Raw genomic sequence first — 21,988 nt, forward strand, 5'->3', positions numbered from 1 at the left:
CGAAAACAGCTTTCCGAATTAAAGAATTTGCTTGGCGACCATAGCGATTTGGACCCACCTGATTCCATGCCGAACTCAGAAGTGAAACGAATTAGCGCCGATGGTAGTGTGGGGTTTCCCCATGTGAGAGTAGGACATCGCCAGGCTTCCAATTTATTTTCACTTTTTAAAAAAGTGAAGACAAAAAGGTATAGAAGAGCCCGTTTGAAAGAACGGGCTTTTTTAGTCCTAAAGGACATCTTGATGCTGATATAGCTCAGGTGGTAGAGCGCATCCTTGGTAAGGATGAGGTCCCCAGTTCGAGTCTGGGTATCAGCACCAGTTACTGTTTGTTTTATGCTTTTACTAAGAGCCTAAAGCAAAACGTAAAGAATTTTACTTGGCGACCATAGCGATTTGGACCCACCTGATTCCATGCCGAACTCAGAAGTGAAACGAATTAGCGCCGATGGTAGTGTGGGGTTTCCCCATGTGAGAGTAGGACATCGCCAGGTTCTTATTTAGACTCTAGAGTCTAACCAGTGCGGAGCGGTAGTTCAGTTGGTTAGAATACCGGCCTGTCACGCCGGGGGTCGCGGGTTCGAGTCCCGTCCGCTCCGCCACTTATTTAGAAACCCAGTCTTCGGACTGGGTTTTGTCGTTTTAGAGCATAATAAATTCCCTTTCAGGGAACGAGCCCCGGTTGCCCGCAACCCCGGCCGTCCGAAACTTATTCAGACAAAGCCCTAGCAGAAATGCTAGGGCTTATTCGCATCTATAAGGTTATTATTTTTTCTGCGACCAACGAGCCCCGCTCGTGTGCGAGTCCAATTGAACGTAAACTAGGCCGCCCGCCATTTATTTAGAAACCCAGTCTTCTGACTGGTTTTTGTCGTTTTAGTAAGCGTGAAACGCCGAAAGTAACTGCCATTCCATAAAACGACGAAGGAGTGAGTAGGGAATATCCTCGGGTTTTCGACTCGTCATAAGGTCCATTTAACGCTTTCGTTCCTTAATGTCGAGAATTGCAATAATAAAAAAGGGCTGGCACTAAGTGCCAACCCTGTTAAAACTTTTCCTTTTCACTACTATTTATCGTTCAAATCCCAGTCATACTCATAGCTAAACTTGCCACTGAGAGTACTCAATTCAGGGCGATACTTGGCTAGGTGTTGAACCAATTCTTGTTTGTTACCAAAGTCTTCAGCGAACCAGTCATAAATAGATGAAAGTTGAACATTATCACCAGAGAGTAAAACGCCTTTATCACTGTTAATGAACTCGTTTGCTGCTTTTTCTAACAGTTGTTCCGTGTTTTCTGAAGTAAATGCTTCAACCTGCAGGTTTGGGCAGCCTAAACTTGCACAGTTAACCGCGTAGTGAGTTCGTGGGTCATTCCAAATAGGGCGAAGGATTCGATGCTCAATATCATTGAGGGTGAGATCTTTACCTGCGACATTTACCGCTTTATCTCCCCAGGGACCAAAACTGAACAAGCCGCCAAGCTTAGTAATAGATTTCACTGGGTAGTCATCGAGGATCAAATCGACAGTAATCGCGTTATAGAGGTTAACCCAATACGCGTACTGTTCATTCAGCGAGTATTCTCTAGGATCAACGGCAGAGAGTGAATCGATGTAATGATTGAGTTTCTGCGTGTCTTGAACTGATACCGAACCATATTTTACCAGCGTGTTGTCACCCTCTGCTACTAAATAGCTATCAAGAAAAGACTGCCATTCTTGATGGGAAATAGTAGCGGTATTGCTTTGATTAGATTGCTGCCAATAAGGCCAAAGATCTGACTTTGGTGCCGCAAAGGCGTGTAATGAAAATAGGGTTAATAGTAGAGTAACAATACGTATCATTGGGTTAAGTCTCTTAATCTTTATGCTTTAACTACTAGACCTAACTTATCGTTAGTTTGTTTCGCGACATAATAAAAAAGGCTGGCCAGCGCCAACCTTTTTAGTTCATCTCTGAATAAAGATTATTTCAAGAAATTTGGAATACTTGCTTCGAATTCAGCAATTTTATCTTCATGTTGAAGAGTCAGACCGATATTGTCTAAACCGTTAAGGAGACAGTGACGGCGGAACTCATCAATCTCAAATGAGTACTCTTTACCATTTGCACGAACCAAGTTCGCCTCTAGGTCGACTTCAACCTCAGCACCTTCATTTGCTTCCACGAACTGGAAGATCTCATCAACCTCCTGCTCAGTTAGACGAACAGGCACCATTTGGTTGTTGATTGAGTTACCGTAGAAAATATCGGCGAAGCTTGGAGCGATCATTGCTTTGATACCGTAATCTGCCAGTGCCCATGGTGCATGCTCACGAGAAGATCCACAGCCGAAGTTTTCACGAGCAAGCAGGATTGAAGCACCTTGATAACGAGGAGCATTCATCACAAACTCTGGGTTGGCTTGCTCACCAGCATCATCTAGGAAGCGCCAATCATGGAATAAGTGCTTACCGAAACCTAGGCGAGATACTTTTTGTAGGAACTGCTTTGGGATAATTGCATCGGTATCGACGTTCGCGGCATCTAGAGGAACGACCAAGCCTGTGTGTTGTTTAAAACCTGACATCTGTTTGCTCCTTAGTCTAATTCACGAATATCAACAAAGTGACCAGCGATCGCTGCTGCCGCTGCCATTGCCGGGCTAACTAGGTGTGTACGACCATCACGTCCTTGGCGACCTTCAAAGTTACGGTTTGAAGTTGATGCACAGCGCTCTCCTGGACCTAAGCGGTCGTTATTCATCGCTAGACACATAGAACAGCCAGGTAGGCGCCATTCAAAGCCTGCATCTTTAAATATTACGTCTAAGCCTTCAGCTTCCGCTTGAGCCTTAACTTGCTCAGAGCCAGGTACGATAAGCGCTTGGACATTCGCGGCAACCTTACGACCTTTAGCAATTTCAGCTGCAGCTCGCATGTCTTCAATACGTGAGTTAGTACAAGAGCCAACGAATACTTTATCGACTTTGTAGTCTGATAGTGCTTTGCCCGCTTCTAGACCCATGTAAGCCAATGCTTTTTCAGCAGAAGCTTTTTCTACTGGGTCAGCAAAACTTTCAGGAGCAGGAATAGGTTGATCAACGGCGATAACCTGGCCAGGGTTAGTTCCCCAAGTTACTTGTGGTTTGATGTCTGCTGCATTTAGCGTTACTACTGCGTCAAACTTTGCATCATCGTCAGTTTTTAGCGATTTCCAATACTCGATAGCAGCGTCTAGGTCTTCACCTTGTGGTGAGAACTTGCGGCCTTTAATGTATTCGAATGTAGTTTCATCTGGTGCGATAAGGCCTGCTTTCGCGCCTAGCTCGATTGCCATGTTACATACCGTCATACGACCTTCCATCGTAAGATCAGTAATTGCTTCACCACAGAACTCGACTACGTAACCAGTACCACCTGCAGCAGTAGTTTTACCAATGATGGCTAGCACGATGTCTTTTGCTGTGATGCCGGGAGCTACCTTACCTTTCACTTCAATTTTCATCGTTTTCGCGCGCGCTTGTTTTAGCGTTTGAGTCGCTAGTACGTGCTCAACTTCTGAAGTACCAATACCAAACGCTAGCGAGCCAAATGCGCCGTGTGTTGCCGTGTGTGAGTCACCACAAACAATAGTCATACCCGGTAGGGTAATACCTAGCTCTGGGCCCATTACGTGCACAATACCTTGGTACTTGTGGTTGATGTCGTAAAGGCTGACGCCAAACTCTTCACAGTTTTTCGATAGCGTTTCCATCTGGATACGTGCCATCTCACCTGACGCATTGATGTCTTTGGTTTGTGTAGAAACGTTGTGGTCCATAGTTGCAAATGTTTTGCTGACCTGACGTACCTTACGACCTTTCTCACGTAGACCATCGAACGCCTGTGGTGACGTTACTTCGTGAACCAAGTGGCGGTCGATGTAAAGAATTGGGTTTTCACCCTCAGCGGCTACGGCAACATGTGCGTCGTAGACTTTTTCGTATAATGTTTTGCCCATTGCTCTTCCTCGTCGTCTTTGTCACCACAGCGGCGTTAGTTTCGAACAATCAGCCTAGTCATTTAGCGGACTAAACTCCTAGGCCTGATTGCTCTCACTGCCTTGCTGTAGCACCAATGACTTAGAGGAAATACCTCTGTCATTGGGTTGGTATTATTAATGACGACTTTAATCTGTTGTGTTTGTGTATTCGGTAATTACGAGTTCAAGATGTACTCTGCGATCTTATCGCCCATCTCAGAGGTCGATAATGCAGGCTTATCACCAGAAAGGTCACCTGTTAACTCGCCTGCTGATAGAGCTTTAGACACGGCGGCTTCAATATCTTGCGCTGCAGCTTCTTCACCTAGGCTGTAACGTAGCATTAATGCTGCTGATAGAATTTGTGCCACAGGGTTTGCGATATTCTTACCTGCGATGTCAGGAGCACTGCCGCCTGCAGGTTCGTATAGGCCAAACTTACTTTCGTTTAGTGATGCTGAAGGAAGCATGCCCATAGAGCCGGTGATCATTGCGCACTCATCAGAGATGATGTCGCCGAAGATGTTTGAACAAAGCATGACGTCGAACTGGGCAGGATCTTTGATTAGCTGCATTGTCGCGTTATCGATGTACATGTGTGAAAGCTCAACATCTGGGTAGTCTTTTGCGATTTCTTCAACCACTTCACGCCATAGAATAGAGCTCTGAAGTACGTTAGCTTTATCGATAGAACATACCTTCTTGTCACGTAGACGAGCAGATTCAAAAGCAATCTTAGCGATACGCTCAATCTCGAAACGGTGGTAAACCTCAGTGTCGAATGCTTTCTCGTTTGGACCTTCGCCTTCACGACCTTTAGGTTGACCGAAGTAGATACCACCAGTCAGTTCACGTACCACAACAATATCAAAGCCGTTACCGGAAATATCAGCACGCAGCGGTGAGAAGCCTTCTAGGCCTTTATGAATTTGTGCAGGGCGTAAGTTACAGAACAATTGGAAGTGCTTGCGCAGTGGAAGTAGTGCGCCACGCTCTGGCTGATCGTTTGGTGGTAGGTGTTCCCACTTAGGGCCGCCAACTGAGCCAAACAGCACTGCATCTGAATCTTCACAGGCTTTTACTGTGCTTTCAGGTAGTGGACAACCGTGGTTATCGATGGCAATACCGCCAACATCATGCTCTTCACGAGTAAATTTGATGCTGTGTTTCTTCTCAATCGCGTCTAGAACTTTGTGCGCTTGAGCCATCACTTCTGGGCCAATGCCGTCGCCTGGTAAAACGGCAATGTTGTATGATTTGTCTGTCATGTTATTCCTTTAATTTTTATGTCTTCCAGGGACGACTCGCATCCCTGGAGTCTTACTTATACTGTTTCGATTTTTTTCTGTTTGATCTCAGCGATTTTGTCAGCACGATGAATGCTGTTGATAACGTGTAGTAGCGCTTGGCCAGAAGCCTCTACGATATCGGTTGAAACACCGGTACCGTGATATTTGCGGCCTTTGTAGTTAGCAATAATATCCGCTTGACCTAGCCCGTCTTCACCTTCGCCTTTTGCGGTTAAATCGAACTTGTCTAGAACAATATCATAACCCGTTACACGATAGATACACTGGTATAACGCATCAACAGGACCATTACCTACCGCAGCTTCAGATTGCTCTTCATCGCCACATTGCAGTTTGATACTGGTGGTTGCCATTACGCTACCTGATTGCACGCTGAGGTAGTTCAACTTGTAGAAGTCATCTTCTTCACGCAAGTTAGAGAAGTGCATTAGAGCTTCTAGGTCGTAATCAAATACTTGGCCTTTACGGTCCGCTAGTTTCAAGAAGTCTTCGTATAGAGCATCTAGGTTGTACTCGTCTTCTTTGTAGCCCATGGTGTCCATGTGACTCTTCACTGCGGCGCGACCACTGCGGCTAGTTAGGTTTAGCGCTTGGTTCTTAAGGCCAATGGATTCCGGCGTCATGATCTCGTAGGTATTCTTGTTCTTAAGCATGCCATCTTGGTGAATACCTGAAGAGTGGCTGAACGCATTAGCGCCTACGATAGCTTTGTTGTCTTGAATCGGCATATTACAAAGCTGGCTAACTAGCTTACTTGTACGGTGAATCTCATCATGTTTTAGGCCAGTGTGAACTCCTAGCAGCTCTTGGCGAGTCTTGATGATCATTGCAATTTCTTCTAGCGAACAGTTACCTGCACGCTCACCGATACCATTGATAGTACCTTCAATCTGACGAGCACCTGCTTGCACAGCTGCAATTGAGTTCGCAACAGACATACCTAGGTCATCGTGACAGTGCACAGAGATAATTGCTTTATCGATATTAGGTACGCGGTTAAATAACGTTTGAATAATACCGCCAAATTCATTTGGTACTGTGTAGCCGACGGTATCTGGGATGTTGATAGTGTTCGCGCCAGCATCAATGGCAGCTTCGACCATGCGGCATAGGTTATCAATTGGAGTACGACCCGCATCTTCACAAGAAAACTCTACGTCATCCGTGTATTTGCGAGCGTGTTTGACGGCTTTAACGCCCATTTCAACTACGTCATCATAGCTACGGCGCAATTTGTCTTGAACGTGGACAGTAGAAGTAGAAATAAAGGTATGAATACGGAACTGGTCAGCAACTTTTAACGCTTCAGCTGCTGCATCTATGTCTTTTGCTACGGCACGCGAAAGGCCACAGATACGGCTGTTTTTAATATTGCGAGCGATGGTCTGAACAGACTCGAAATCACCTGGTGATGAAACTGGGAAACCCGCTTCAATCACATCCACACCCAGCCTTTCAAGTGCGTAGGCAATTTGCAGTTTTTCTTTAACCGTCAAGCTTGCTGACAACGCTTGTTCGCCATCACGTAGAGTGGTGTCGAAGATAATGACTTGATCGTTCATGAGTGCTTCCTTAGTGATTCGATGCTTTTGCACCTGTTAATCGTTTACTTCCATTACTTAGCGATAAAAAGCTAGGTATAAAAAAACCCGCATCTGAGTGCGGGCTTTTTGAAAATCTTTGTGGTTATTTTTCTTCCACAGCCTACCCGCGCGATGTTTTCACGATAAGGAGGAGGCTCAGCAGGATAGAAAAACGGTTCATCATTGTTAACGGTTCCTTCAAGGGCGTTAAATAATCCACATATTTAAGTTAACAAATTAGTACCGCACTCGAGAGGTAACGTCAACCCTAAAGTCACTTTTTTGTGCAAGTCAGATCAGTTCAATCAAGAATCCGACAAAATTGACAATCTTAACGGCTGTTTTCATTAAATTTATGAATGTGAACGATTGCTTTCACTCACTTCGCTGTTATTTGGTCGTTTACAATTGATGTTCACTTTGGAGCTACACTGTCATTGAAACTCAGTGAAAGCGTCACCCACTTGTCATTAACTCTATTTAGCTTGAGCGTAACACCGTACAAAAGGAGTCGGTAATGCGTTCTATCGAGCCAATTGCCAAATTAGATCTGGCGTTTTCGCTTTTCTGTTTGCAGCACAAATTCTCGTATCCTCTGTCTAGAGTGAGTAGGGCTATTTCGCATACAGGAGATGGTCACCTTTATGCGTTCTTTGGGTTAGCCGCGAGTGGTTTTGGAGGGGGTAACGGCCAGCAGTTCCTTTTAGTCGGTCTTATGGCCTTTGCTATCGAGTTGCCAATTTACTGGGGAGTAAAAAATCTTTTTAAGCGTCGACGTCCCCATGACTGTTCAGAACTTGTTACCTCATTTATTACCCCAAGTGACCGCTACAGCTTACCGTCAGGACATACGGCTGCGGCATTTTTGATGGCGACGCTCATGTCATATTGGTATGTCGACCTGACAATATTTGCGTTCGCTTGGGCTAGCTTGATTGCCAGCGCGCGTATTTTACTTGGTGTTCATTTCCTTACCGATGTGATTCTTGGGGCTGCATTGGGAGTCGGCTGCGCTAAGTTAGCAATGTTGTTGGCGGGAGGAATATAAATGAAAATTCTTTACGGCATACAAGGTACTGGAAATGGTCATATTGCTCGTGCTCGGGCCATGTCGCGCTGTTTGGTCGAGCAGGGGATTGAGGTCGATTATTTACAGGGCGAGAAAAAGCCAAGTACTTCTCTATGGAAGAATTTGGCGATTATCAAACTCGTCGCGGTCTTTCTTTTACCACTGAGCGAGGCTGTATTAACTACGCGAAAACATTCATGTCTAATAACTTGTGGCAGCTATGGAACGATGTGAATAGTTTGAATTTGTCTCACTATGATTTGGTGCTGAATGACTTTGAGCCGGTATCAGCATGGGCTGCCAAAAAACGAGGCGTCCCGTCCATCAGCGTCAGTCATCAAAATGCGTTTCGTTATGCGGTCCCTTTACAAGGAGCGAATTGGCTCGATAGACAAGTGATAGAGTACTTTGCGCCTGCGGAGCACTATATCGGTCTGCACTGGCATCATTTTGAACAGCCGATCTTGCCTCCTATTATCCATACAATAAATTCAGTGTGCCCAGAAGAAGCATTTGTATTGGTCTATTTACCCTTTGAAAGTATCAATGATATCACTGAGCTACTGCTGCGCTTTACCTGCCAATCCTTCGTCTGTTTTCATCCTGAAATTATCGAACATAAGCAGATCGAAAATATTGAATTCTTTCCATTGAGCTTTGATGCATTCCAGTCCAGCTTAAGCCGCTAAAAGGGCAGTTTGAACAAGTGAGCAATGTGGCAACTTTGGAAGAGTTAGGCCTCGCTACGCGGATGGATATCTTGGATGCTTCGGTAGTACGCCATTGGCTCGATGAATCGAGTGCAGAAAGTGTCACTTATCCAGATGTAGCCACTGCATTAGCATGTTGGATTAAGCAAGGGGAGTGGGAAGATACGACCGCGCTTAGACAATCCTTGTGGGAAAAAGTTGATTTTCCCAGCTATGTGACGCGAGTTTAGAATAAATACTCATGCCTAATAGTGTCATCTATTGATGCTGTTTTTGTATCCGAGTTGTCATTAATAACTCATGTGGATACCTGATACTCTGCTGTAACACTTGGAATTAATATCAAATATTTATATATCAAGGGTACCTCTAACTATTTACCTTTTTTTATAAATGGGGTAATTGTCTGTAATTGAAGCACTTTTTTAGTTGATAAGTAAAAAATGATGATTAATTGTCAATCTTATTGCTAAACGCTGAATGATTCGCCGATAGTAGAAATTCGTCAGTAAACATCTAACAAATAAATATGACGGATGAGACGAGACTTGGGTTTTCTATTCCAACTCAAATTGAATTAAGAACCATTTACGCTGAAGAATTAAGAGGCTTACCTAATGATTGACAAGAAAGAGTCTATGAGTGCTATTGCTAGTTACCGCATGGAAAGTACTTTACGTGGAGTAGATCTAAACCTATTAACTGTATTTGACGCTGTTATGCAAGAGCAAAACATTACTCGTGCAGCGCACAATCTAGGTATGTCTCAACCGGCGGTAAGTAATGCCGTTGCTCGTTTAAAAGTGATGTTTAATGATGAGCTGTTTATGCGCCAAGGTCGTGGTATTCAGCCAACTCAACGAGCTCGCCAATTATTTGGTCCTGTACGTCAGGCTCTACAGCTAATCCGTAACGAATTGCCAAGCTCAGTATTCTCACCTGAAACATCAACTCGTCTGTTTAAACTCGCGATTTGCAGCCCATGTGATATGCGTTTCGCACCGAAAATCATGTCAACGATTCATGACTTAGCACCAAATGTGCAGCTTCATCTTGATGCGGAGTTTGATCGTCAGCTTGCAGAGCGTATGCGTTACCAAGAGATCGACTTTGTGATTGATTACGCGCGTTTTGATGAGCAAGGTTTCTCTAGTACTGAGATCTTCCAAGATGAGCTAGTTGTTGTGGCGTCGAAAGGCCACCCTCGCGTTCAAGGTGCGGTTACGGCAGACTCACTGCTTCGTGAACGTCACGCTAAACTATCGAAAGTACATGGTCAGCGTAGCTTCTCAGAGCAAGCGTATCGCGATCTAGATGTGCAGGCATACTATGAAGGTACAAGCTTGAGCAACGTATTGTACGTTGTAGGTCAATCTGAACTAGTGACGATTGCTCCACGTTGGATGGTAGAAAACGCAGCGAACAAAGATCAGCTACAAGTCATCGATTTCCCATTTGAAAACGGTAAGATCAGCGGTTTCCTTAGCTGGCACGAGTCGAGCGAAAAAGACAAAGGTCATATCTGGTTACGTGATCAGCTTATGATGATTTGTGGTGAAGTCGTTGCATTAGATTAATCGACTCAATCATCGAAATTATAAAACCTCGGATGGTGAATACTGTCCGAGGTTTTTTATTATTTATATTGATAACTTTGACGCTCATCAGTTGCCTTTTCTAGTCCGAAATGTACACTTGTGCGCTGATTAAAGCTTACATGTGTAAGCTAAAGGTAGACGAAGAATGGCCAACTTAGATTTTCATATCGTAAAACGAATTAGAGACCAAATTGCCAATGGCAGCGACCGTATTGCACTTAAGCACAAAGTCGGCAATATGTGGAACGGCATTAGCTGGAAGCAGTTTGGTCAGCAAGTTGACTCGCTATCACTTGCTCTATTGGCTCATGGAATCAGAGTTCAGGATAAGATCGGAATCTTCTCCAACAACATGCCACAATGGACAGTGGCTGATTTTGCCGCGCTTCAACTGCGCGCTGTTACAGTGCCTATTTACCCAACGAACACAGCGGCGCAGTCCGCCTACATCTTACAAGACGCAGATGTACGTATTTTGTTTGTTGGCGAGCAGCCACAATTTGATGCTGCTGTCTCTATCTTTGACCAATGTGAACAGTTAGAGCTGATTGTCGCAATGTCGGATGACATTGAGCTTGGTGGTTTTGAACATGCGATTGGTTGGCAGCAGTTTATTGCCAACACCCAAGCAGAGCAGCAAGCCGAACTAGATGAGCGTTTGGCTCAAGCTAACTTCGATGATCTACTGACACTTATCTATACCTCAGGCACTACAGGTCAACCGAAAGGGGTAATGCTTGATTACGCCAATATCGCAGCGCAACTTGAAGGCCATGATCAGCGCTTAAGTCTATCTGAGTCTGATGTGTCATTGTGTTTCTTGCCGCTATCACACGTGTTTGAACGCGCTTGGACATTTTATGTGCTCTATAAAGGCGCGACTAACTGCTATCTGCAAGACACCATGCAAGTGCGTGATGCGTTAAGTGAAGTTCGCCCTACGGTGATGTGTGCGGTTCCGCGCTTCTACGAAAAAATATTCTCAGCAATCCATGAAAAGGTCGCAAAAGCGCCATTTATTCGCAAAGTCCTATTTACTTGGGCAGTGAACATGGGCGCCAAAATGGCGGTTTGTCACCAAGAGGGGCGCAAGCCATCGGCAATGCTGAAAAAGTCACATGCCCTTGCTGATAAATTGGTGCTATCTAAGCTGCGCGCGCTGCTAGGTGGTCAAATCAACTTCATGCCATGTGGTGGTGCTAAGCTGGATGAGACGATTGGCCGCTTCTTCCATGCGATTGGTATCAATGTGAAGCTTGGCTATGGTATGACAGAGACGACCGCTACCGTTTCTTGTTGGGATGACAAATGTTTTAACCCTGATTCGATTGGTATGTCGATGCCAGGTGCGCAAGTTAAGATTGGCGAGAACAATGAGATTTTAGTGCGCGGCCCGATGGTCATGCGTGGCTACTACAAGATGCCAGAAGAGACAGCGAAAACTTTCGATGAGCACGGTTTCTTAAAAACGGGTGACGCTGGACATATTGATGAGAACGGCAATTTATTCATTACCGATCGTATCAAAGAGCTGATGAAAACCTCTGGTGGTAAATACATTGCTCCACAGATGATCGAAGGTGCGATTGGTAAAGACCACTTTATCGAACAAATTGCGGTGATTGCTGATACGCGTAAGTTCGTTTCCGCGCTGATTGTTCCTTGTTACGATTCACTTGAAGAGTATGCGAAAGAGCTCAATATCAAGTATCACGATCGTGTCGAACTGATTAAACATCATCAAATTGTTGAGATGCTAGAGAAGCGCGTTAATGACCTGCAGAAAGAGCTAGCGAAGTTTGAACAGGTGAAAAAGTTCAAGCTACTGCCGAAAGCATTCTCAATGGATGATGGTGAGTTAACACCAACACAGAAACTTCGTCGTAAAGTCATTAACGACAAATATCAGGACGAAATCGAAGAAATGTATAGTGATAAGCCAGACAAAAAGTAGTTTTTCGCTAAGTTAATTTCTTACTTGTTCAATAATCCCCCAAGGCACTCAACCTGCTTTGGGGGATTTTTTTTGCAACTTTAGGTTTAATAAAATGATTGCCTAGTATCGCGAAGCGTGACTTTTCTTGGATATTAATCAACGTATTTATAGGTTTTATTAGTGTAAAGTTCTAATCTGCTCGATTTGGCCAGACTGTTTTTGTGATTTAGTGTTGAAAAATAGCATATCGTTTAAATTGAGAGAGGAGTCGCATTAGACCCGTTGCTAATAAAACGTTACATTTGTTGCGTGAACTTGTTTGATTTTAACTGCAGACAAGACATAGCCGAAAAAGTGGAAGTATTTCGATTTAGGCTACGAATAAGACCTAGACTATGTAAAACCAGCCCGGAGTGTTGACCTTACACTTTGGAGAACTGGTTAAGGAGAAAAGTATGGCAGCAATGTTGTCCGGTGCAGAGATGGTCGTTCAATCTCTGATCGAAGAAGGCGTTGAACAGATCTTTGGTTACCCAGGTGGCTCTGTTCTCGATATCTATGATGCACTTCATGCAAAGACAGACCAAATAAAACACGTCCTTGTTCGTCATGAACAAGCAGCAACGCATATGGCTGATGGCTATGCGCGTGCGACCGGTAATCCGGGTGTCGTACTCGTCTGTTCTGGTCCTGGCGCGACCAATACCATTACCGGTATTGCGACAGCGTATATGGACTCAATTCCAATGATCGTTATTTCAGGTAACGTACCAAACAATATGATTGGTAACGATGCCTTCCAAGAGTGTGACATTGTGGGTGTATCGCGCCCAGTAGTGAAACACAGCTTCCTAGTGAAGAAAGCGGAAGATATTGCCGAAACGGTTAAGAAAGCCTTCTATATAGCAACAACAGGCCGTCCTGGCCCTGTGCTTATCGATTTGCCAAAAGATGTCATGAACCCGCAAATCAAACTGCCGTATGAGTACCCGGAATCGATCTCGATGCGCTCTTACAAGCCGACGACCACTGGCCATAAAGGGCAAATCAAAAAAGGTTTGAAAACACTTTTAGAAGCCAAGAAGCCGGTTCTTTATGTCGGTGGTGGTGCTGTTATTTCTGAAGCTGAACAGCATTTAACAGAGTTGGCTGAAGCGCTAAACCTACCGGTTGTTAGTACCTTAATGGGCCTTGGTGCTTTCCCTGGCACACACAAAAATGCGCTAGGTATGTTGGGCATGCACGGCGTGTATGAAGCCAATATGGCGATGCATAATGCTGATCTTATCTTTGGTGTTGGGGTTCGTTTTGATGATCGAACCACAAACAACCTAGAGAAGTACTGTCCAAACGCGAAAGTGATGCATATTGATATCGATCCGTCGTCGATCTCGAAGAATGTTAAAGCGGATGTACCGATTGTAGGCTCTGCAGAAAAAGTGCTTCAGGCGATGGTGAGCTTACTTGAAGAGCAGGGCAGCACCAATGACCAAGAAGCGTTAAATCGCTGGTGGGATGAGATCCAAGTATGGCGTGATCGTAAGTGCTTATCTTACGAAACTTCTCCAGAACGTATTAAGCCACAGCAAGTTATCGAGACACTGCATAAATTGACGGGGGGCGATGCTTACGTTGCCTCCGATGTAGGTCAGCACCAGATGTTTGCCGCTTTATATTATCCATTCAACAAGCCGCGTCGCTGGATTAACTCTGGCGGTCTAGGCACGATGGGCTTTGGTCTTCCAGCTGGTATGGGCGTTAAGTTTGCTAAGCCAGACGAAGAAGTGGTGGTGGTGACAGGGGATGGTAGTATCCAGATGAATATTCAGGAGCTATCAACGGCGATGCAATACGACATCCCTGTTAAAATCATCAACTTGAATAACCGTTTCTTAGGCATGGTAAAACAGTGGCAAGACATTATTTACCAAGGCCGTCACTCTAACTCATACATGAGCTCTGTTCCGGATTTTGCTGCTATCGCTGAAGCGTATGGGCATGTCGGTATTCGTATTGAGTCACCAGATCAGCTTGAGGCTGGTTTGAAGCAAGCGCTGGACATGAAAGATCGTCTGGTGTTTGTCGACATCAATGTAGACGAAACTGAACACGTATACCCAATGCAAATTAAAGGCGAAGGTATGGACAATATGTGGCTAAGCAAGACGGAGAGAACTTAATATGAGACACATTATTTCACTACTAATGGAAAACCAACCGGGTGCGTTGTCTCGAGTTGTTGGTCTGTTTTCTCAGCGTGCTTATAACATTGAGTCATTGACGGTATCTCCGACAGACGATGAAACTTTGTCGCGCCTGAATATCACCACCATTTCTGATGATATGGAACTGGAACAAATTCAAAAACAGCTGAATAAGTTGATTGATGTATTGAAGGTTCAAGAAGTGTCAGAGCTCGATCATATTGAGCGTGAGTTGATGATGGTTAAGGTCAAAGCGAGTGGTTTCTCTCGCGCTGAAGTGAAGCGTACTGCAGATATTTTCCGCGGCCAGATTGTTGATGTGACTGCTTCGCAATACACGGTTCAATTAGCCGGAACAAGCGAGAAGCTTGATGCCTTTATTCAAGCGCTTTCAGAAGTCACTGAAGTTTTAGAAGTTGCACGAAGTGGTGTTGTTGGCATTGCTCGTGGTGAGCGCTCTCTTAAACCTTAAAGAGTCGCAAATATAAAAAACCACCGATAAGTCGGTGGTTTTTTTTGTGTCTGGCAACTGGTGATTAGTGCAGGATACGCGCGCGAATTGTGCCTTCGATGCTCTTCAGTTTTGCTAGTGCTTCTTCCGAACGTCCAGTCTCAACATCAATCACAACATAACCAAAATCGGCTGCCGTCTGAAGATACTGACCTGCGATGTTGATCCCTTCTTCAGCGAAGATGGTGTTGATTTGCGTCAGGATACCAGGGCGGTTTTGGTGAATGTGCAGTAGACGTGAGCAATCACGGTGCTCAGGCAGTGATACCTCTGGGAAGTTAACGCTTGATAGCGTAGAACCATTGTCTGAGTATTTAGCCAGTTTACCAGCCACTTCAACACCAATGTTTTCTTGTGCTTCTTGAGTTGAACCACCTACGTGTGGCGTCAAGATAACGTTATCAAACTTTTGTAGTGGAGACTCAAATGGGTCAGCGTTGGTCTTTGGCTCTGTAGGGAACACGTCGATAGCAGCGCCAGCAATGTGGCCCGCTTCAAGGCTGTGACACAGCGCTTCAATGTCAACTACAGTACCACGAGCGGCGTTGATAAAGATTGAGCCAGGCTTCATGCGAGCGAACTCTTCAGCGCCCATCATGTTTTTCGTTTCTGGCGTTTCTGGTACGTGCAGTGTAATCACATCACACTTATTAAGCAGCTCGCTCATGGTATGGATTTGCGTCGCATTACCCAGTGATAGCTTGTTCTCAATATCATAGAAGTAAACACGCATACCAAGGTTCTCAGCAATAATACCTAGTTGGGTACCGATATGGCCGTAACCGATAATACCTAAGCGTTTACCACGAGCTTCGTAAGAGTTATCGGCGCTCTTTTTCCAAATACCACGATGTGCTAGTGCATTCTTTTCTGGAATACCACGTAGAAGTAGAAGAAGTTGACCAAGGACTAATTCCGCAACACTACGAGTATTTGAGAATGGTGCGTTAAACACTGGAATACCGCGTGAAGCTGCAGCATTAAGATCAACTTGGTTAGTACCAATACAGAAACAGCCAATCGCAACCAGTTTTTCAGCTGCGCTGATCACTTCCTTGGAAAGATTGGTGCGTGATCGAATACCAATGAAGTGAACATCCTTCACTGCTTCTAGTAGCTCTTCTTCTGGTAGAGAGCCTTTGTGATATTCAATGTTGGTGTAACCAGCCGCTTGAAGTACTTCTACAGAAGATGGGTGAAGACCTTCTAGCAGGAGGATCTTAATTTTGTCTTTTTCCAGTGAAACTTTGGCCATTATCTTCGTCCTTAAAGTGGGGAAATTGGGGCTTAACTGGCGCACAAAGTATGTAATGTAATAAAAGCAAACGTTTCGTTACCTCACAAGGTGACGCAAACGTTTTCCTTGTGCGTCTTCTGTTCACTAAGTTAACAAAAAAAATACAGCTTGGGTAAGAAAATTACGGAATAAGCAATAATTAATAAAGGAATAAACAGCAAAACGGCACCAATAGGTGCCGTCTGTAATGAAATAACAAGATTCGCGACTCTATCGCGTTAATTGTTATTACTCTTCGATTTTTGCGCCTTCTGGCGTACCAGTGATTACGACGTCTGCACCGCGGTGGGCAAATAGACCAACCGTTACGACACCTGGTAGTGCGTTAATCTTGTTTTCTAGATCTTTAGGGTTAGTAATTTTTAGGCCGTAAACATCTAAAATCACGTTACCGTTATCCGTTGTTACGCCTTCACGGTATGCAGGGTCACCACCCAGTTTTACCAGCTCACGTGCAACATAAGAGCGCGCCATTGGAATGACTTCAACAGGTAGTGGGAACTCACCAAGTACGTCAACGGCCTTAGTGTTATCAACGATACAGATAAACTTGTCAGAGATTGCTGCAACAATCTTTTCACGTGTTAGCGCTGCGCCACCACCTTTAATCATCTCACGGTCAGCGTTGATTTCATCAGCGCCATCAACGTAGATATCTAGACCTGCAACTTCGTTACAATCAAATACTTCGATTTCTAGCTCTTTTAGTCGCTCTGTTGAAGCCACTGAACTTGATACCGCACCTTTGATTTCCTCTTTCATTGTGCCTAATGCATCGATGAAGTGATTCACTGTAGAACCTGTGCCTACACCAACAATACTGCCTTTTTCGACATACTTAAGTGCAGCCCAGCCAGCTTCTTTCTTCATTTCATCTTGAGTCATGCTCATCTCCTAAAAGAGGTTGTATTAACGTTTGCGCGGCGATTATAGCCTTATCCGTATCATACTTGAAGTGATGAGTGAGCGAAGAAAGTTACCATTGCCAAACCTTGGTTGGAGTCACAATTTTGGGCAGTGGCACATCCCACGATTCAATCGGTAGTGCATCAACATGCTGACAATTGTGAGCAAGACCGATTGGTTTAGGACCATGGCCAGTATTAAACCAAGGCGCTAAGGTGCGATCGTAATAGCCGCCGCCCATGCCTAAGCGATGACCCGTTGAATCAAACCCAACCAGAGGCGTGCAGATTATATCGAGTGATTGGGCTGGAATGATCTGGGTTTGGTCGAGTTTTGGCTCTGCGATTTGGTACTTGTTGAGCACCATTGGAGTCTCAGGGGTATAGTGAAGAAACAGTAAGTGCCCCTTCGAGAAAGGATGGATTACCGGTAGATAAACCTGCTTGCCACTTTGCCACAGTTTTTTAATCAGTGGCATGGTGTCGACTTCACCGTCTGCCGACAAGTACAAAGCAATATGTTGCGCAGATTTTATCTCAGGAAGAGAAAAAAATTGCTGGCAAAGGTCGAGGCCCGCTTGCTGCTGGAAGCTATCGCTTAACTGATTACGTCGATGACGAATGGATTGACGAAAGTCTTGTCGAGAGAGTGTCATGATACTACCCATGGTTGTGGGTATTCAAAGGAGGATACCCCAGAGTGTCGTCGGAGATGTTTGACCCATGAACCAGCTGGTTCAGGGCGGATCAGCAATGGTTACCGTAGGCTTCTCGGTGCATGCCGAGCTTGCTCAATAGCAACCAAGTACTAACCCTTTAGTATTGCTTATCGGCTCAGGGACGTAATCCCCTAACGCACACTCCAGGGTAAATTCTTGTTGGTACTGTAAAGGCTATTGCTGTCCTGGCTTCACTTTACTCATTGCACTATCTAAAGAGGCTGAGAGCTGTTCCATGCGCTCAAACAATGCATTTTGTTCTTGCTTTGAATCGCTATCACGAGTTTCAAGCTCATGACAAAAGTTTAAGGCAACAAAGGTCAGCAATTGGACTTCATTAGTAATTTTAGTCTTTTCTGCCATTTCAGTCAGGCGGCTTTCTAGACGTTGGGCTGCGTTAATTAGGGACTCTTCTTGTCCAGCAGGGCAGTTTACCCGCATTAACTTACCTAAGATTTCAACTTCTACCGCTTGATTACTCATATCGACTCTAATATCTGTTGCCTAAGGTGATAAAGCAAACAATCACCGAGGAAGAAACTATAGAAAAACGCCCATTAAGATTCAAGCTTTTCCAGAGCCCGTAGTGTAAATCAGCGCACAATAACACAGTAATTGGGCAAATTGAGTAAAAGGTGCCCACAATTGAGTAATCGTTCGTTTTCGGCTGCTTTGGTAAGTGATACGATTGAGCTTATTTATTTCAATTGGGTCATTCTAATGAGCGACAAACAACTACCAGATTATCTGACATTTGCCAGCGATTTACAGTCAGCCGGTTTAGCGGTCAATCCAGCTGAATTACACGGTCTATTGACTGGAATGCTCAGTGGCGGTCTTAGTTTGACGGATAAAAGCTGGCAGCCAATGGTTTATGACTATGTCAGCGAAGGTATGGGATGGCCAACAAAATCCTTGCAGTTAGCGCAAGCGGCGTTAGATGCAACCATCAGTGAACTTACTGGCTCAGGTATGGATCTTGAGATCCTGCTTCCGGATGAGGAAGCGAGCGCGTCGCTGTTTGATATTGCTGATGGCTTGGCTGAGTGGGTAAATCACTTTATTTCTGGTTTAGGTTTGGTGAATGCTGAACTTAAAAAATCCTCTAAGGATGTTAAGGAAGCACTGGCTGATCTTGAAGAAATTTCTAAGTTAGGCATTGATGAAGATGACGACCTAGAAGAGCAGGCGCAACTGCTTGAGCAGGTCATTGAGCATGTTAAAGCGTGCGTACTGACGATTCACTCGGAATTTGGTCAACGACCAACTCAGCAAGCCGCTCCAACTATTCACTAAGTAGGTAGGTTAATGAAGCAGTTTGATGTGGTCATTGCTGGTGGCGCAATGGCTGGAATGACGTTAGCACTGGCGATAAATAAGCTCTCATCACAGCCGCTTTCTATTGCGGTGATTGAGCCGTTTCCGGTTGATCATCAAGCGCACCCTGGGTTTGATTCTCGCTCAATTGCGCTCTCTTATGGCACGGTCAATATTCTTAATCAGTTTGGCTTATGGCAGCAGATTCAGAGCGTCGCAACACCGATTACCCATATCCATGTCTCTGACCGCACTCATGCAGGCATGACAGATATAACCAGTGAAGAGCTGGCTGTTGATGCGCTCGGTTATGTGGTTGAGCTTGCCGATGTAGGACGTATTTATCATCATCAAATTGAGCAAGATGAACACATTGAGTTGATTCATGCCTCGGTAGAGCAAGTTGTTCGACAGCAAGAAAAAGTGCAGCTGACGTTAAGCGGTAACCAACAGGTTGAAGGTAAGCTTTTGGTCTCGGCAGATGGTTCGGTGTCTACTTGTTGCCAGCAGGTTGGACTGACGCTTTCTGAGCATGACTTTGACCAAGTGGCTGTGATTGCTAATATCACCACTCAACAAGCGCATCAGGGCCGTGCTTTTGAGCGCTTTACTGAATCTGGTCCTGTGGCACTGCTGCCGATGTCTGAGGGCCGTATGTCGTTGGTATGGTGTCTGAGACCAGATGAAGCAGCCAAGGTGATGAATTATAGTGACGAAGCTTTCTTGGCTAAGTTACAAGAGAGCTTTGGTTGGCGTCTCGGGCGATTAGACAAGACCGGACAGCGAGCCAGTTACCCATTATTACTGCGTTACCGTGAGCAAAATGTCTCACACCGTTTTGCCATTGTCGGCAATGCGGCGCAAACACTTCACCCAATAGCAGGTCAAGGGTTTAACTTGGGCATTCGTGATGTAGCGACGTTAGCGGAATGCATCGCCCAGCAGCCACAAGACCCAGGCGAATATAACGTTCTAAAACAATTTAAGCAGGCGCGAGCACAAGATCGCAACGCGACTATTTCAATGACATCATCTCTAGTGCATATCTTTTCTAATGACTATTTGACGATGCGTTTAGGTCGTAACTTGGGGCTGTTCGCTATGGATAACTTTGCCCCGCTAAAAGCCCCACTACTAAAAAGAACTTTAGGCTTGGTGGCTCGATAAGCCAGCAACAAGGACAACAAACATATGATGCAAAGTGTAGATATCGCGATTGTTGGCGGTGGAATGGTCGGTTTAGCGCTAGCGGCCGCATTTAAAGATACTGATTTACGTATTGCCGTGATTGAAAGTCACGAACCTGAAAGCGAGCTGAGTGCATTGCCAGACGTTCGTGTTTCTGCATTGAGTCGTTCAAGTGAATCCGTGTTACGTAACTTAGGTGCATGGCAGGGGATAATGCAGCGCAGAGCGGCCCCTTATCGTGCTATGGAAGTGTGGGAGCAAGATAGCTTCGCACGCATAGAGTTTGAAGCTCAGAAGCTTGCTCAGCCTGATCTCGGCCATATTGTTGAAAATCGCGTGATTCAATTGGCACTGCTTGACCAAGTGAAACAGCAAGCCAATGTGTCGCTATTTATGCCCGCGCGATGTGCGTCTATGGCAATGGGCGAAAGTGAAGCTTGGTTGACGCTTGATAATGGCCAATCATTAACTGCGAAATTAGTTGTGGGTGCGGATGGCGCTAACTCTTGGGTGAGAAAACAGCAAGATATTCCATTGACTCATTGGGACTATGGCCACAGTGCGATTGTTGCCAATGTTCGTACCAAAGAAGCGCATGAACGTATTGCTCGCCAGACCTTTACACCACAAGGTCCATTGGCTTTTTTACCTTTAGGTGAAGACAACTTAAGCTCTATTGTTTGGTCAACAGAACCCAACCGAGCGGAACGCTTAGTCGAGATGTCAAACCGCGAGTTTAATAAAGCGCTCACGACAGAGTTTGATAATCGCTTAGGCCTATGTGAAGTTGAAGGCGATCGCTTTGCCTTCCCACTTAAAATGCGTTACGCCCGTGACTTTGTGACTGAACGTGTTGCTTTGGTTGGTGATGCTGCTCATACCATCCACCCACTTGCAGGGCAGGGTGTTAACTTAGGCTTGTTGGACGCAGCCAGTTTAGCGCAAGAAGTGATCGAGCTTTGGCAACAGGGTGAAGACTTCGGCACTAAGCGTAACCTCAGAGGTTACGAGCGTTGGCGTAAAGCTGAAGCGGCGAAAATGATCGCAGCAATGCAAGGCTTTAAGGACCTGTTTGAAGGCAGTAATCCTGCCAAGAAGCTGATTCGTGGTATTGGTATGAAGTTGGTCGGTCAATTACCAGGCGCAAAAGATGAAATAATGAAGCGTGCGCTTGGTCTTACAGGTAACTTGCCCAAGCTTGCTCAGCGAAGCGTGATTAAATCGTAGCAGTTTGATTGATAGATACTAAAAGGGTTGGCAATTGCCAACCCTTTCTAATTCTTTATGCGTAAGCGCAGCGGAGTTTCATGACTTCTTTGTTGATTTCCTTAACCGCTTTAAAATGACGCGTTTCTGCTCTTTCTGGCAAAATCAATTTGCCATTATCGAACTCAAATTTACCTACGCCATAGATGTAAATTCTTCCCTTGAATAGCCGACTAATGTGTTTAGCAATCATACCTGGTGTATAGCGCTTAAACAGTCTCATACATTTGTCCTTATGTTTAGCAAGCACTGCAAATTATACGAATTATCCACCTGAATTTATGTGATTATGGTGGTGGAATATGCAGTAGAAACTGAGTTTTTGGATATTTGTGTTGTCGTAGACAAATCTACGGATAAATATCCATTT

Annotated in this window: 18 protein-coding genes, 2 tRNA genes, 2 rRNA genes, 1 other RNA gene and 1 pseudogene; 13 read left to right on the plus strand and 11 right to left on the minus strand. The window is 45.0% G+C overall.

Annotated features, from left to right (window positions below; all coding sequences use genetic code 11):
• Positions 1-30: 30 nt before the first annotated feature.
• The 4 genes from rrf (ELS82_RS10100) (at position 31) to ELS82_RS10115 (ending at position 602) form a co-directional block, all read left to right on the plus strand.
• Positions 31-146 (plus strand): 5S ribosomal RNA (rrf, locus tag ELS82_RS10100).
• A 99-nt stretch (positions 147-245) separates the two neighbouring features.
• Positions 246-321: transfer RNA gene (locus ELS82_RS10105), tRNA-Thr, on the plus strand.
• A 57-nt stretch (positions 322-378) separates the two neighbouring features.
• Positions 379-494: ribosomal RNA gene (gene rrf, locus ELS82_RS10110) — 5S ribosomal RNA — on the plus strand.
• Positions 495-525: 31 nt separating this feature from the next.
• Positions 526-602, plus strand: a tRNA-Asp gene (locus ELS82_RS10115).
• 465 nt (positions 603-1,067) lie between these two features.
• On the opposite strand, the gene ELS82_RS10120 is transcribed toward ELS82_RS10115, so the two are convergent.
• The 5 genes from ELS82_RS10120 to leuA all read right to left on the minus strand — a co-directional run bounded on the left by ELS82_RS10120 (position 1,068) and on the right by leuA (position 6,877).
• Positions 1,068-1,847, minus strand: a complete 780-nt coding sequence (locus ELS82_RS10120) for a DUF547 domain-containing protein (protein WP_134835373.1) — start codon at positions 1,845-1,847, stop codon at positions 1,068-1,070.
• 122 nt (positions 1,848-1,969) lie between these two features.
• Positions 1,970-2,572 (minus strand): 3-isopropylmalate dehydratase small subunit, encoded by a 603-nt coding sequence (gene leuD, locus ELS82_RS10125; protein WP_134835374.1) that lies wholly within the window; start codon positions 2,570-2,572, stop codon positions 1,970-1,972.
• Positions 2,573-2,583: 11 nt separating this feature from the next.
• Positions 2,584-3,984, minus strand: coding sequence for a 3-isopropylmalate dehydratase large subunit (gene leuC / locus ELS82_RS10130; protein WP_134835375.1), 1,401 nt, complete (start codon positions 3,982-3,984; stop codon positions 2,584-2,586).
• 197 nt (positions 3,985-4,181) lie between these two features.
• Complete coding sequence (leuB, locus tag ELS82_RS10135; RefSeq protein ID WP_134835376.1) at positions 4,182-5,273, minus strand: 3-isopropylmalate dehydrogenase; 1,092 nt, start codon at positions 5,271-5,273, stop codon at positions 4,182-4,184.
• 56 nt (positions 5,274-5,329) lie between these two features.
• Entirely contained in the window at positions 5,330-6,877 is a 1,548-nt protein-coding gene (gene leuA / locus ELS82_RS10140) for a 2-isopropylmalate synthase (protein WP_053440236.1), read from the minus strand.
• Between the two features lie 538 nt (positions 6,878-7,415).
• On the opposite strand from leuA, the gene ELS82_RS10145 reads away from it, so the two are divergent.
• From ELS82_RS10145 to ilvN, 6 genes and pseudogenes are all read left to right on the plus strand, one after another.
• Entirely contained in the window at positions 7,416-7,946 is a 531-nt protein-coding gene (locus tag ELS82_RS10145; RefSeq protein ID WP_134835377.1) for a phosphatase PAP2 family protein, read from the plus strand.
• Positions 7,947-8,907 (plus strand): annotated as a pseudogene (locus tag ELS82_RS10150) (MJ1255/VC2487 family glycosyltransferase).
• A 387-nt stretch (positions 8,908-9,294) separates the two neighbouring features.
• Entirely contained in the window at positions 9,295-10,254 is a 960-nt protein-coding gene (gene leuO / locus ELS82_RS10155; RefSeq protein WP_134835378.1) for a transcriptional regulator LeuO, read from the plus strand.
• A gap of 166 nt (positions 10,255-10,420) precedes the next feature.
• A complete protein-coding gene (locus tag ELS82_RS10160) occupies positions 10,421-12,229 on the plus strand; it encodes an AMP-dependent synthetase/ligase (protein ID WP_134835379.1) in 1,809 nt (602 codons plus the stop codon).
• Between the two features lie 437 nt (positions 12,230-12,666).
• On the plus strand, positions 12,667-14,391 hold the full coding sequence (locus ELS82_RS10165; protein ID WP_134835380.1) for an acetolactate synthase 3 large subunit: 1,725 nt from the start codon (positions 12,667-12,669) through the stop codon (positions 14,389-14,391).
• Position 14,392: 1 nt separating this feature from the next.
• Positions 14,393-14,887, plus strand: coding sequence for an acetolactate synthase small subunit (gene ilvN, locus ELS82_RS10170; protein ID WP_134835381.1), 495 nt, complete (start codon positions 14,393-14,395; stop codon positions 14,885-14,887).
• Positions 14,888-14,951: 64 nt separating this feature from the next.
• On the opposite strand, the gene serA is transcribed toward ilvN, so the two are convergent.
• The 5 genes from serA to ELS82_RS10195 form a co-directional block, all read right to left on the minus strand.
• Entirely contained in the window at positions 14,952-16,181 is a 1,230-nt protein-coding gene (serA, locus tag ELS82_RS10175; RefSeq protein ID WP_134835382.1) for a phosphoglycerate dehydrogenase, read from the minus strand.
• 270 nt (positions 16,182-16,451) lie between these two features.
• Complete coding sequence (gene rpiA / locus ELS82_RS10180) at positions 16,452-17,108, minus strand: ribose-5-phosphate isomerase RpiA (protein ID WP_004415642.1); 657 nt, start codon at positions 17,106-17,108, stop codon at positions 16,452-16,454.
• Positions 17,109-17,199: 91 nt separating this feature from the next.
• Entirely contained in the window at positions 17,200-17,784 is a 585-nt protein-coding gene (locus ELS82_RS10185; protein WP_134835383.1) for a 5-formyltetrahydrofolate cyclo-ligase, read from the minus strand.
• A 32-nt stretch (positions 17,785-17,816) separates the two neighbouring features.
• A non-coding RNA gene (gene ssrS, locus ELS82_RS10190) (6S RNA) lies at positions 17,817-18,000 on the minus strand.
• A 21-nt stretch (positions 18,001-18,021) separates the two neighbouring features.
• Positions 18,022-18,330, minus strand: a complete 309-nt coding sequence (locus ELS82_RS10195) for a cell division protein ZapA (protein ID WP_134835384.1) — start codon at positions 18,328-18,330, stop codon at positions 18,022-18,024.
• A 237-nt stretch (positions 18,331-18,567) separates the two neighbouring features.
• Here ELS82_RS10195 and ELS82_RS10200 point away from each other — a divergent pair, with 237 nt between their 5' ends.
• From ELS82_RS10200 to ELS82_RS10210, 3 genes are read left to right on the plus strand one after another with little or no spacing between them, the layout of a single operon-like run.
• Positions 18,568-19,143 (plus strand): YecA/YgfB family protein, encoded by a 576-nt coding sequence (locus ELS82_RS10200; RefSeq protein ID WP_134835385.1) that lies wholly within the window; start codon positions 18,568-18,570, stop codon positions 19,141-19,143.
• Positions 19,144-19,155: 12 nt separating this feature from the next.
• Complete coding sequence (gene ubiH, locus ELS82_RS10205; protein WP_134835386.1) at positions 19,156-20,331, plus strand: 2-octaprenyl-6-methoxyphenyl hydroxylase; 1,176 nt, start codon at positions 19,156-19,158, stop codon at positions 20,329-20,331.
• Positions 20,332-20,355: 24 nt separating this feature from the next.
• Positions 20,356-21,579, plus strand: a complete 1,224-nt coding sequence (locus ELS82_RS10210) for an FAD-dependent 2-octaprenylphenol hydroxylase (protein WP_134835387.1) — start codon at positions 20,356-20,358, stop codon at positions 21,577-21,579.
• A 55-nt stretch (positions 21,580-21,634) separates the two neighbouring features.
• On the opposite strand, the gene ELS82_RS10215 is transcribed toward ELS82_RS10210, so the two are convergent.
• Positions 21,635-21,841, minus strand: coding sequence for a DUF1107 domain-containing protein (locus ELS82_RS10215; protein ID WP_004415633.1), 207 nt, complete (start codon positions 21,839-21,841; stop codon positions 21,635-21,637).
• Positions 21,842-21,988 lie beyond the last annotated feature (147 nt).

Origin of the sequence: Vibrio ouci (assembly GCF_004551525.1) — a bacterium.
Classification (GTDB): Bacteria; Pseudomonadota; Gammaproteobacteria; order Enterobacterales; family Vibrionaceae; genus Vibrio; species Vibrio ouci.